This window comes from Virgibacillus carmonensis (assembly GCF_057836705.1).
Genome location: NZ_JBYQFJ010000003.1, coordinates 39261 through 52873 on the forward strand (window position 1 = coordinate 39261; position 13613 = coordinate 52873).

At 36.7% G+C, this 13613-nt stretch carries 11 protein-coding genes; 7 read left to right on the top strand and 4 right to left on the bottom strand.

Going from position 1 to position 13613, the window contains the following annotated elements; all coding sequences use genetic code 11:
- Positions 1-53 precede the first annotated feature (53 nt).
- Complete coding sequence (locus AC3G7N_RS02870; RefSeq protein ID WP_489420638.1) at positions 54-722, top strand: potassium channel family protein; 669 nt, start codon at positions 54-56, stop codon at positions 720-722.
- Between the two features lie 108 nt (positions 723-830).
- Positions 831-2552 carry a pyruvate oxidase gene (locus AC3G7N_RS02875; RefSeq protein WP_489420639.1) on the top strand — a complete coding sequence of 574 codons (1722 nt, stop codon included), beginning with the start codon at positions 831-833 and terminating at the stop codon, positions 2550-2552.
- A gap of 83 nt (positions 2553-2635) precedes the next feature.
- Here AC3G7N_RS02875 and rnjA read toward each other — a convergent pair whose 3' ends face one another.
- From rnjA to def, 3 genes are all read right to left on the bottom strand, one after another.
- Complete coding sequence (gene rnjA / locus AC3G7N_RS02880; RefSeq protein WP_489420640.1) at positions 2636-4303, bottom strand: ribonuclease J1; 1668 nt, start codon at positions 4301-4303, stop codon at positions 2636-2638.
- 3 nt (positions 4304-4306) lie between these two features.
- A complete protein-coding gene (locus AC3G7N_RS02885) occupies positions 4307-4516 on the bottom strand; it encodes a DNA-dependent RNA polymerase subunit epsilon (protein ID WP_489420641.1) in 210 nt (69 codons plus the stop codon).
- Between the two features lie 657 nt (positions 4517-5173).
- A complete protein-coding gene (gene def / locus AC3G7N_RS02890) occupies positions 5174-5725 on the bottom strand; it encodes a peptide deformylase (RefSeq protein WP_489420642.1) in 552 nt (183 codons plus the stop codon).
- 184 nt (positions 5726-5909) lie between these two features.
- Here def and AC3G7N_RS02895 point away from each other — a divergent pair, with 184 nt between their 5' ends.
- From AC3G7N_RS02895 to lpdA, 5 genes are all read left to right on the top strand, one after another.
- Positions 5910-6581: a YkyA family protein gene (locus AC3G7N_RS02895; protein WP_489420643.1), complete on the top strand. Its 672-nt coding sequence runs from the start codon at positions 5910-5912 to the stop codon at positions 6579-6581.
- A 376-nt stretch (positions 6582-6957) separates the two neighbouring features.
- Positions 6958-8040 (top strand): pyruvate dehydrogenase (acetyl-transferring) E1 component subunit alpha, encoded by a 1083-nt coding sequence (gene pdhA / locus AC3G7N_RS02900; RefSeq protein ID WP_489420644.1) that lies wholly within the window; start codon positions 6958-6960, stop codon positions 8038-8040.
- A 3-nt stretch (positions 8041-8043) separates the two neighbouring features.
- Entirely contained in the window at positions 8044-9021 is a 978-nt protein-coding gene (locus AC3G7N_RS02905; RefSeq protein WP_489420645.1) for an alpha-ketoacid dehydrogenase subunit beta, read from the top strand.
- Positions 9022-9044: 23 nt separating this feature from the next.
- Complete coding sequence (locus AC3G7N_RS02910; protein ID WP_489420646.1) at positions 9045-10397, top strand: dihydrolipoamide acetyltransferase family protein; 1353 nt, start codon at positions 9045-9047, stop codon at positions 10395-10397.
- A 3-nt stretch (positions 10398-10400) separates the two neighbouring features.
- Complete coding sequence (gene lpdA, locus AC3G7N_RS02915) at positions 10401-11810, top strand: dihydrolipoyl dehydrogenase (RefSeq protein ID WP_489420647.1); 1410 nt, start codon at positions 10401-10403, stop codon at positions 11808-11810.
- 58 nt (positions 11811-11868) lie between these two features.
- Here lpdA and AC3G7N_RS02920 read toward each other — a convergent pair whose 3' ends face one another.
- Positions 11869-13392: a glycine betaine uptake BCCT transporter gene (locus AC3G7N_RS02920; protein WP_489420648.1), complete on the bottom strand. Its 1524-nt coding sequence runs from the start codon at positions 13390-13392 to the stop codon at positions 11869-11871.
- Positions 13393-13613: the final 221 nt, after the last annotated feature.

A 13613-nucleotide genomic window follows, 5' to 3' on the forward strand; every position in this document is an offset into this window, starting at 1 on the left:
AATGTATTATGTTAAACTTATGAAAAAGTATGGTGAATGGTGGAGGATATAGAATGAAGCGAGAATTTGCTGTAATTGGATTAGGAAGATTTGGTGGAAGTATTTGCCGTGAACTAAATGCTGAGGGAATGCAGGTTTTGGCAATAGATAGTGACGAGGATAAAGTAAATGAATATAAAAATATTGCAACACATGCTGTTATTGCAGATGCTACTGATGAAGCAACATTAAAGGAATTAGGAATTAAAAATATTGATCATGTAATTGTAGCTATAGGTGACAATATTCAAGCTAGTATATTAACTACTGTTGTTCTTACAGATTTAGGAATAAAGAAGATAACTGTTAAAGCACAAAACGATTACCATGAAAAAATTCTGAACAAAATTGGAGCTGATGAGGTAGTTCATCCAGAGCGGGATATGGGTAAAAGAATTGCTCATAACATAATATCGAACAATATTCTGGATTACCTTGAGTTGTCTGATGATCACAGTATTGTTGAGGTTAAAGTTGGTAAGAAGATGCTTGGAAAAACGATGATTGAGCTTGATATTCGGGCTAACTATGGCTGTAACGTTGTTGCGATAAAACGTGGTAAAGATATTAATGTATCGCCCCGTGCAGACGATACACTAAATGAAAACGATATATTAATTGTAATTGGATCTGATAAGGATATTTCACGGTTTGAAAAGCAGCTAGTTATCGATGACAATTAATTAATTAAATTCAAGCCTGTATTTGCGAATACAGGTTTTTTTTATTGCCCTTTAGGAAATAGTGACTGATAGAGAGGTTATATAAAAACTATGGAAAGGGTGGGGTAATTGTTTGAAAAACGAACAGGTGAACTATTAATTGATCAATTAATACAATGGGGTGTTGATCATATTTACGGCATGCCCGGAAACTCCATCAATGAATTTATTGATGATTTAAGGAAGAGAGAGGAAGACATTGATTTTATCCAAATACGACATGAAGAGGTAGGAGCATTTGCCGCATCATCTTATGCTAAATTAACAGGAAAGCTAGGCGTATGTTTATCTATAGCTGGTCCTGGAGCTACTCATCTGATCAATGGCTTATATGATGCTAAAAAAGATAAAGTGCCCGTTCTTGCTATAGTGGGGCAAGTGCCAAGTACTGCGGTAGGTACCAATGCACATCAGGAAATAAATTTGGAACGTATGTTTGATGGGGTAGGTGTTTTTAATCGACGAGTTGAAGCAGCAGAACAACTTCCAGACATGCTCAATATGGCCATTCGAGAAGCCTACACACAAAAAGGGGTATCTATTTTGATTGTTCCTGACGATTTATTTGCTGTTAAACAAAAAAATGACAAAATGAAAACAAGCCAGACACCTGTACATCCAACCATTACACCAGATCAAGAAACGATGGAACGAACAATTAGTTTACTGAACAGCGCAAAAAGACCTGTCATTTTAGCAGGGAAAGGTGCACGTGATGCTAGGAATGAGCTGGTTGACTTTGCAGAAAAAATTAATGCTCCAATTGTTCTGAGCCTGTTAGGTAAGGGAACTATCCCGGATTATCACGAATTGAATTTAGGGCAGCATGGACAAATAGGGACGAAACCCGCTTATGAGGCCATAATGGATACAGATTTACTGTTATTGATAGGAACGACCTTTCCGTATAGGGACTATTTACCAGACGGTGTAAATGCTATTCAAATAGAAATAAAGCATGGTGATATAGGGAAGATTTATCCAATTACTGAAGGGTTATGTGGTGATGCTAAACATATTTTACCTAGATTAACATCTTTAGTATCTGAGTCTAAATCAGATGAATTCCTTAAGAAGTATCAAGAAAAAATGAAGAGATGGCATATTCATATGCTAGAGCTGAAGAAAGATACAACAGATCCAATTCACGGGCCACAAGTTATGTATGAACTGGAGAAGAATATGGAAAAAGATGCCATTATATCTTGTGATGTAGGAAATGTGACTGTCTGGACTACCCGTTTTTTTCCTATTACTAATCAAAAATTTATAATTTCTGGCGGATTAGCATCCATGGGGTCTGGTTTACCAGGGGCAATTGCAGGTCAACGAGCATACCCAAATAAGCAAGTTGTTGCGATATGTGGCGATGGAGGATTTTCAATGGTAATGCATGACTTTATTACCGCGGTTAAATATGACATGCCGATCAAAGTTGTCGTACTGAATAATAGTATGATCGGCATGATAAAGTATGAACAGCAAATCAAGGGCAATTTAAATTACGAAACAGGCTTAGGTGCGGTTAATTTTGCGGAATTTGCCAAAGCTTGTGGTGGGGATGGTTATCGAATAGAAAAATACGAAGAGATGGAAACTACCATGAAACAAGCTTTTATGTCGAAAAAACCCGCTATTATTGATGTAGTTATTGAAGACATAGCGCCATTGCCGGGTCAAATTACGTATGATCAAGCGGTCAGCTACAGTGAGTATTTAATTAAAGAATTTTTTACAAACGGTAAAGCAGAATTTCCGGATGTAAAAAAAACCATACGGCGATTAATATAAAAACAAAAGCGGAAGCACCATATGTGGCGCTTCCGCTTTTTACTAGTTAAAGTGCCCATTGCAAGCGGACATTTTGCTTTTGGTTAAACTTCCATAATAATTGGTAATACCATTGGTCGGCGTTTTGTTTTCTCGAATAAGAATGGGGCGATGGTATCAGTAATTTCATTTTTGATTTCAGACCATTGTGTAGTTCTTCTTTCCATCACTTTATTCAGATGGGTCGAAACGAGTTTTTGTGCCTCATTGATAAGATCCTCTGATTCACGCATGTATACAAATCCACGTGAAATGATATCAGGTCCAGCGGAAATTTTAAATTCCTTCATATCGATACTTACAACTACGATTACAAGACCTTCTTCTGAAAGAATACGTCTGTCGCGAAGTACAATGTTACCGATATCTCCAATACCACTACCATCTACATAAACAGATCCAGAAGGTATTTTTCCTGCAACCATTGCATTATCTTTGCCTAGTGCTAATACATCCCCGATATCCATTATAAAACAGTTTTCGGGTTTTACGTCACATGATTCAGCAAGCTTTGTGTGTTCCTTTAACATACGATATTCACCGTGAATTGGCATGAAATATTTTGGTCTAATTAAACGGAGCATTAGTTTTTGTTCTTCTTGACTACCATGTCCTGATGTATGAATATCACTTAATGGACCATGGATGACTTCTGACCCCGCACGGTATAATTTGTTGATAATACGGCTTACACTTACATTATTACCTGGGATTGGAGATGAGGAAAACACAACTGTATCACCAGGAATTGTTTGAATCTGTCTATGTGTTCCATTAGCAATACGTGATAATGCAGCCATTGGTTCACCCTGAGAACCTGTACAAAGTATAACTATTTCATGTGCTGGAAGGCGGTTGATTTGATGCGCATCAATAAACGTCTCTTTTGGTGCATTAATGTATCCTAGTTCTTGTCCAATAGCAATGGAAGACTCCATGCTTCGTCCAAAAACTGCGACCTTACGATTATATTTTACAGCTGATTCAATAACCTGTTGTAGTCGATAAATATTTGATGCAAATGTGGCGAATATTAATCTGCCATTTACACGAGTAAATATATTGTCAATATTACTGCCAACAACGCGCTCGGACATTGTAAATCCTGGAACTTCACTGTTCGTACTGTCAGAAAGAAGACATAAAACGCCTTCCTTACCAATTTCAGCCATTTTCGCAATGTTTGCTGGCTCACCAACAGGTGTAAAGTCAAACTTGAAATCTCCTGTATGCACTACATTACCAGGTGGTGTTTTAACAACTACCCCATATGAGTCCGGAATACTGTGTGTAGTACGGAAAAAAGATACAGACGTTTTACGGAATTTAATTATATCGTCTTCTTGTATCGGATGTAATTTTGCTTTACGTAATAAACCGTGCTCATCTAATTTATTTCGAATTAATCCAAGTGCAAGCTTACCCGCATAGATTGGTATATTGATCTCGCGTAAAAGGTAAGGGATTCCTCCAATATGATCTTCATGACCATGTGTGACAATAAGGCCTTTAATTTTATCTTGGTTTTGTATTAAATAGGTATAATCGGGAATTACATAATCAATTCCTAATAGTTCATCCTCTGGAAATTTAATTCCAGCATCGATTAATATAATTTCATCCTGAAATTGGACAGCGTATGTGTTCTTTCCAATTTCCCCTAATCCACCCAATGAAAATACTGCTGTTTGATCATTCTTTACAAATTTCATGGGTTATACGTTCTCCACTGTAAAATTTTCTGATTTCTTTTCATACGCTAAATGTGCATCGTCTAATTGTTGGATGAATTCAATATTATAGTTACGATTCACTAATTTGTTGCGTACTTCTTCTTCTGTTTTCGCCTCAACATAAAGGCCCTTTGTTCGTTCTCGCACAGGAATCTCCGTTTTCAATTCCTGATAATATACTTTGTAAATCATTTCATCTCTCCTATCGATTTCTTTGTTTTATTTGGTATAAGAATAATTGCATCCGTATGTTCCAGAAACAATGCTTCTTATGCATGGATTATTTTTAACATTATTTAATAAAGCCGACGATGGATAGGCAGCTACTTCACTTTGCTTATATCGGGGTGCACTGACAACAAAATATTAATTTTGCTCTCGTTATCCCTCTGTTTTAATCCGCTCGTCAACTATAATAAGTTTTAAACCGTCCTAGCATGTGTTTAATGTATGATTGGCTTTATTTATGGTAGTCTTTCCTATAACTAGTTGGTACTCGTCCACGGCCTAAAAAATCCTTCCAGCGTTTCTTCAGCTTTTCTTTTAGGCGTTTTAACATGATCCCATGCACTCCTCTCATTATCTTAAGAAAGCAACATAAACGTTCTACCGATCCAATCCCTCTTATCTATAGTATAGTACTGTTTGATAAATATTGAAATAAAAAACCATGATTTATATAAAAAAACATTTTTATCAGTCTAAGTTCAGGATTTATGACACGTTATTATCCAACTATTTTTCACCTAGAAAGAAATCTTATTCAAACTTTGCACAAAAAGCTGCCCTTATTTGTAATGGGCAGCTTTAAATGGTATGGAATATAAAACTTTTTAATCGTGCTTGTTTCTAATCAATTGCCTTTGCATCATCCGGAGCTTCTAGTGGGTTATCCTTATTGATGTGATCATAAAACATAACACCGTTGAGATGATCAACCTCATGCTGGAAAACGATAGCAGGGTAATCACGTAGTCTTAGTTTTATTTCTTTTCCTGCAAGATCTGTTGCTTTCAATGTAATACGCGCGTTCCTCGGCACATAACCTTCTACATTTCGATCAACAGAAAGGCAACCTTCGCCACTAGTCAAGTATGCTTTTTCAACAGAGTGGCTGACAATTTTTGGGTTGAATAGTCCGTAGCTATATTTTTTTCCATTTGCATCCTCAAAGTGGATAGCAATCATTCGCTTGGAAACACCTAATTGTGTTGCAGCAAGCCCTACACCCGCACGTAATTCATATTCACGCGCTATTTCATCATCTTGACTATTTTTTAGGAATTGTAACATATCTTCTAAAAGCTTTTGTTCTTCATTTGTTGGTGGAATTGAAACATCCTTTGCCACTTCACGTAATGCAGGATGTCCTTCTCGTACGACGTTTTCCATTGTTAACATGGGGTTCTCACTCCTAAATTGTACATAATTTTTTATTTTAACATAAATACTAATTAAAATTTAGAAATATGATATAGTTACGAATATCATATTTCCTATGTTCATATATATGTTATACTACTACATAGAAAAAATAGATTCTTATATTTCGTTTATTGTGAAAGCTGAAGGAGGAAACGCCCAATTGTTTTATAGAAAGATAGCCATCATTTTATTAATAAGTGTAATTGCAATGTTATCCGCATGTAGCGGCGCATCAACATCTGAAAAGATATATGATCATTTGGAAAAAGCGGTAACACTTGAAGAAGTGTTTGAAAAGCAACAAGATGATATTGTTGAGCTAGAGAGGAAAGAGCAAGAACTTTATAGTCAAATCATTGATCTAAGCATGGATGAGTTTGATAAAATAACATCGATTGCGAAAGAAGCAATTGGTGTAATTGAAAAGCGTAAGGAAAAGATTGAATTAGAAAAAGAAAGTATCGACACATCAAAAGAAGAGTTCAAAAAAATAGAGGATTTAATAGAAGAACTTGAAGAGAAAAAGGCAAAAGAGAAGGCAACTAAAATGTATGACGTTATGATGAAACGATTTGACGCCTATTATAAACTGAATGATGCATATGAACAATCACTTAAATTAGAAAAAGAACTGTATGCAATGCTTCAAAAAGAAGATCTTGAACAGGAGACATTGACTGAACACATTAAAGAAATCAATGAGAGCTATAAAAAGGTCCTAGAAGCAAATGAAAACTTCAATACATTTACGGAGAAGTATAACCAACTGAAAAAAGAATTTTATGAGACAGCCAATGTTGAAGTGAAGTACGACGAGGAAAAAAAGAAATAGATAGCAATTAAGGGCTAAATCCTAAATAGGGTTTAGCCCTTGTTTTTTTATGCTGACTAATACAGTTTAACTATCTTTATATAACAGTTTGATAAAAATTCTGATACTTTGAAAATGAGATTAAAAATATATAGAAATAAAAGCAAAGTGATTGACCAAGTTGGTGTAAATAAGCTAAACTTTATATATATTATTATTGTACCAGTAATTTTTGCGATGATTATGTAACAGTTTTTGAAAAATCTAACGGAAAAGATTAGTGAATTTCAAAATAGGGAATACAATTAGAAGCAAATTGGTACAGATTTTTTTCGTATATTGGGAAGGCTAGAAAAGACAAATAAATGGATATAAGGAAAGGAAGAGGTGAACTATTTTGAAACACGTACTTGAAAGTGTTGAAAGCCAGTTCGAGATGTTCCAGATTCTAGATGAAAACGGAAAAGTAGTTAATAAAGAAGATATGCCTGATCTTTCAGATGATGATTTGAAAGAACTGATGCGTCGAATGGTTTATACTCGTATGTTAGACCAACGTTCTATTGCATTAAATCGACAAGGTCGCCTAGGTTTCTATGCGCCAACAGCAGGGCAAGAAGCTTCACAGTTAGGCAGTCAATTTGCATTAGAAAAGGAAGATTATATTTTACCAGGATACCGTGATGTTCCACAAATTATTTGGCACGGTCTTCCATTATATCAAGCATTTTTATTCTCAAGAGGACATTTTCATGGCAACCAATTCCCTGAGGATGTAAACGCAATGAGCCCACAAATTATTATTGGTGCACAAATAACACAGGCTGCAGGTGTAGCGTTAGGGCTTAAAAAGCGCGGTAAAAAAGCAGTAGCTATCACTTACACAGGTGATGGTGGGACATCACAAGGTGATTTTTATGAGGGAATGAACTTTGCAGGCGCATATAAAGCTCCAGCGATTTTCTTTGTTCAAAATAACTATTTTGCTATTTCCGTTCCAGTAGAAGAACAAACAGCTGCGAAGACATTGGCACAAAAAGGTGTCGCTGCGGGTATTGAAGGACTACAGATTGACGGCATGGATGTTCTTGCTGTATATGCAGCCACAAAGGATGCTAGAGAACGTGCTGTTAATGGAGAAGGACCTACACTAATCGAGGCGTTAACTTATCGTTATGGTCCACATACAATGGCGGGGGACGATCCAACACGTTACCGTACAGATGATTTGGATAACGAATGGGAGAAAAAAGATCCATTAGTTCGTTTCCGTAAATATCTAGAAGGTAAAAAGTTATGGTCTGAAGAGGAAGAGAACAAGGTTATTGAAGAAGCTAAAGATGACATTAAAAAGGCTATTAAAAAAGCTGATGACTATCCAAAACAAAAAGTAACAGACCTTATTGAAAATATGTTTGAAGAACTTCCTAAAAACTTGCAAGAACAAATGGAAGAATACAAAGAAAAGGAGTCGAAGTAAATCATGGCACAAATGACAATGATTCAAGCAATCACAGACGCAATGCGCACAGAGTTGAAGAACGACGAAAATGTGCTTGTATACGGTGAAGACGTAGGACAAAACGGTGGAGTATTCCGTGCTACTGAAGGTTTACAAGATGAATTTGGTGTAGAACGTGTTTTTGATACGCCGCTTGCTGAATCAGGAATCGGTGGACTATCAATAGGACTCGCACTACAAGGTTATCGCCCAGTGCCAGAAATTCAATTCTTCGGCTTTGTATATGAAGCAATGGATTCAATTAATGGTCAAATGGCTCGTATGCGTTATCGTTCGGGTGGATCTAAAACAGCTCCTATTACCATTCGTTCACCATTTGGTGGTGGAGTTCATACACCAGAGTTGCATGCTGACTCTCTTGAAGGATTAATTGCTCAACAACCAGGTATTAAAGTTGTTATCCCATCAACACCACATGATGCGAAAGGGCTTTTAATCGCAGCAATCCGTGACAATGACCCGGTTCTATTTTTAGAGCATATGAAACTGTACCGCTCATTCCGTGGTGAAGTTTCAGAGGAAGAATATACAATTGAGCTAGGCAAAGCAGATGTGAAACGTGAAGGTAAAGATGTAACACTAATTACGTATGGTGCGATGGTACATGCTTCATTAAAAGCAGCAGAGGAACTAGAAAAAAATGATATAGATGCAGAAGTTATTGATTTATGTACAATATCTCCAATTGATATCGATACAATTGTTGAATCTGTTAAGAAAACAAATCGTGTTGTATTTGTACAAGAAGCACAACGTCAAGCAGGAATTGCAGCACATGTTATTTCTGAAATACAAGAGCGCGCAATCCTACATTTGGAAGCACCAATTTTACGTGTTACAGCACCAGATACTGTTTATGCATTCTCACAAGCAGAAGAGGTATGGCTACCAGATCATAAAGACATCGTAGATAGGGTTAATGAAGTAATCAACTTTTAATAGAAGGATGGGAGGTAGTAATTATGGCATATAATTTCAAAATGCCCGATATTGGTGAAGGAATTCATGAAGGTGAAATTGTTAAATGGTTTGTAAAAGAAGGCGATGAATTAAAAGAAGATGACGTGCTTTGCGAGGTTCAAAACGATAAAGCGGTTGTTGAAATTCCTTCTCCTGTAGAAGGAACGGTTACAAAGGTTCATGTTGATGAAGGCACTGTAGCGATAGTTGGTGATACACTTATCACGTTCGATGCAGAAGGTTATGAGGATGAAGACGTAGAAGAGTCTGAAGAAGAATCTAAATCAGATGAAAAAGAGGAACAAAAAGAAAAGAAGCAAGATAAGTCTAGCGAATCATCTAAGAACGATAAAGGTGATGAACAAGAGGATAAAGATACAACTAAAAAGGATGAGCAAGAATCAGCGCAAGAAACATCATCTGACGATAAACGAGTAATTGCAATGCCATCCGTAAGGAAATATGCTCGGGATAATGATGTTGCTGTCCAAGAGGTTAATGGTTCTGGTAAAAATGGTCGTATCCTTAAAGAAGACGTAGACAAGTACTTAAGTGGTGATCAAAAAGCAGAATCACACGAATCATCTGAAGATAATGGTGAGCAAGCAGAAGAAAAGCCAGTTTCAAAAGAAACATCAGTTCCAAAAGGTGATTACCCAGAAACTCGCGAGAAAATGAGCGGTATTCGTAAATCAATCGCAAGAGCTATGGTTAACTCCAAAACAAAAGCGCCACATGTTACATTAATGGATGAAATTGATGTAACTGAACTGGTTGCACATCGTAAGAAGTTTAAGGCTATTGCTGCAGAACAAGATATTAAACTGACGTATTTACCATATGTAGCTAAAGCTTTAGTTTCTACATTGAAAAAGTATCCAATTTTAGGTGCAGCAGTAGATGATGAAACAGATGAGATCATCTATAAACATTATTATAATGTTGGAATTGCAGCAGACACGGATAAAGGCTTGTTGGTACCAGTTGTAAAAGATGCTGACCGCAAATCAATTTTTGCTATATCACAAGAAGTAAATGAATTGGCAGATAAAGCGCGTAATGGTAAACTTGCATCTGATGAGATGAAAGGCGCAACAACCACGATTACGAACATTGGATCTGCTGGTGGTCAATGGTTTACACCAGTTCTTAATTATCCAGAAGCAGCTATTTTAGGGATAGGACGTATTGCCGAGAAACCTGTAGTGCGTGATGGAGAAATTGTCATTGCTCCAGTAATAGCACTATCATTGAGCTTTGATCATCGAATTGTTGATGGTGCAACTGCTCAATTAGCATTAAATCAGATTAAACGTTTGTTGAACGATCCACAATTAATTATGATGGAGGCGTAAATTATGGTAGTAGGAGATTTCCCAATTGAATTAGACACATTAGTTGTGGGCGCAGGACCTGGTGGCTATGTAGCTGCCATCCGCGCTGCCCAATTAGGTCAAAAAGTAACAATTGTTGAAAAAGGTACTTTAGGTGGGGTTTGCTTAAATGTTGGTTGTATCCCTTCTAAGGCGATGATTCAAGCAGGTCATCTTACTGAACATGCTCATGGTAATGAAGAACTAGGGATTAAAACGGAAAATGTTTCAGTGGACTTTTCAAAAGTTCAAGAATGGAAGGGTAAAGTTGTTAATAAATTAACTTCCGGTGTTGAAGGATTGTTAAAAGGGAACAAAGCAGATATCGTTAAAGGTGAAGTATATTTTGTAGATAAGAATACGGTTAAGGTAATGGATGAAAAAAATTCACAAACGTATACATTTAACAACTGTATAATCGCTACAGGATCTTCACCAATTGAAATTCCAAGTTTCAAGTTTTCTGATCGTGTGTTAGATTCGACAGGCGCTTTGAATTTAAAAGAAATCCCTAAGAAAATGGTAGTGATTGGTGGGGGATATATTGGTACTGAGCTCGGTTCAGCGTATGCTAACTTTGGCACTGAAATTGTTATATTAGAAGGCACAAAAGATATTCTTGGTGGCTTCGAAAAACAGATGACACAAGTTGTTAAAAAGCGTCTAAAGAAAAAAGATGTTTCCATTATTACAGAAGCTATGGCTAAAGGCGTGGAAGAATCAAAAGATGGTGTTAAAGTAACCTACGAATCAAAAGGTAAAGAAGAAACAGTAGAGGCAGATTATGTATTGGTAACTGTAGGTCGTCGTCCTAACACAGAGGAACTCGGCTTAGAACAAGTAGGAATTGATGTTGATGATAAAGGACTTATCAAAATTGATAAACAATGCCGTACAAATATAGATAACATTTTTGCCATCGGTGATATTGTTGCTGGCCCTCCACTAGCACATAAAGCTTCCTATGAAGGAAAAGTTGCTGCCGAGGCAATTAGTGGTGAAAAAGCAGAAATCGATTATATTGGAATCCCAGCTGTTGTATTCTCTGATCCAGAGTTAGCATCAGTAGGATACACGGAGAAGGAAGCTAAAGATGCTGGTTACAAAGCAAAAGCATCTAAGTTTCCATTTGCGGCCAATGGTCGTGCATTATCATTAAATGATAGTGATGGATTCCTGAAATTAATTACTAGAGAAGAAGATGGTTTAGTTATTGGAGCTCAAATTGCGGGACCTAATGCTAGTGATATGATAGCTGAATTAGGCTTAGCAATTGAAGCTGGTATGACTGCTGAAGATATTGCGTTAACTATCCATGCGCATCCTAGTCTTGGAGAAATTACCATGGAAGCTGCGGAAGTAGCAATGGGTACTCCTATTCATATGATGAAGTAGTTATATTATATATAAAAAGAGTTAGGCGCATTTGATGCCTAACTCTTTTTATGTTCTTCTATTTTTTCTTTCTTCTTAAGTCAGCCTGTCTACCCTCTTCCTTAAATGATTTCAGCATGGAGAACACGATCAATATCATGATAATCGTAAATGGAAAGGCTGCAATAATGGAAGCGGTTTGTAATGCCCCTAAACCACCTTGCCATAACAGAACTGCTGCAGCACTGGATTGAATTAAGCCCCAAACTAACTTAACACTATTTGGTGGATACAAGCTACCACCCGTTGTTTGCATTCCTAATACGAATGTCGCTGAATCAGCTGATGTGATAAAGAATGTACTGATCAATAGAATAGCAATGATTGACATGGTTGTTCCAAATGGGAATTCGGCTAATACAGCGAACAGTGCTGCCTCCGTGCCAATATCATCAACATATTGCGTGATATCTGTGTTTTGGAAGAATTCTAAATGAATTGCTGATCCACCAAAAACAGAGAACCAAAGTGCTCCAAATATAGTTGGAACTAATAGAACTCCAAGTACAAATTCTCTAATTGTTCTACCACGAGAAACACGAGCGATAAATGTACCTACGAATGGGGCCCATGCAATCCACCAAGCCCAGTAGAAAATGGTCCAATCTTTAATCCATGTATCTTCTGTATCAAATGGCGTCATTCTGAAACTCATTCCTGGTAGATTTTGAATATAGCTGCCGAACGTATTTGTAAATAAGTTCATAATAAAGTTTGTAGGGCCAACGAATAGTAAAAATGCCATGAGCAATAATGCCAGTACTATGTTCGCATTACTTAAATATTTAATCCCCTTATTTAAACCTGTCATTGCTGAAATTAGATACAACACTGTAACGATTAATATGATAATAAATTGTGTGGTAACGGTTTGATCCCATCCAAATACAAAGGATAGACCGCCACTAATTTGTATCGCACCAAATCCAAGTGAAGTTGCTACACCGAATACTGTTGCAAATACAACAATAAAATCGATTAATGTACCCCATGGCCCCTTCATTTTATTGCCAAAGAGCGGTTCGAGAATAGCACTTACTAAACCAGATGATTGCTTTCTGAATTTAAAGTAGGCTAATGCTAGAGCAATTGTTGCATATATTGCCCATGGATGTAGGCCCCAGTGGAAGAAGCTGTACTGTAAGGCTGTTTTTGCTGTTTCCGGAGTTCCGGGTTCACCAAATGGTGGTTTATAAAAGTGTGAAAGGGGTTCTGCCGCGCCCCAGAATACTAATCCTATTCCCATACCAGCACTGAAAAGCATAGCAAACCAAGTTATGTAGGAATATTCGGGCTTGTCCCCAGGTTTACCTAGTTTTATATTTCCGTACTTTGAAAATATCAAGTATAAAGCGAAAAGTAAAAATCCAGTTGCACTTAACAAATAGAACCAACCAAATCTATTTACAATAAAGCTTTGGATAGCAGTTGTTACATCATTGAGGTTTCCATTTGGTAATACATCTTTGGGGATAATTCCCCAGATGATGAATAAAACCGCAACTACTACCGATATATAAAAAACGCGTGTTACCTTATTCATAGGCCAAACTTCCTTTCTAAACAGTGTTATTATTATCACACATAGTTTTCATGCACAGTAATGTATTAAAACATATTGAAAATTAAAGTTCAACTAATGTACTTACTATTTCCGATAATAGAAATAAAATACTATTGTACACATTTGACCTTTATTTACTTTCCCATTACGGGTTAATTGTAAACTTATCCTACCACAATAAATACAAAATAATTCAGAAA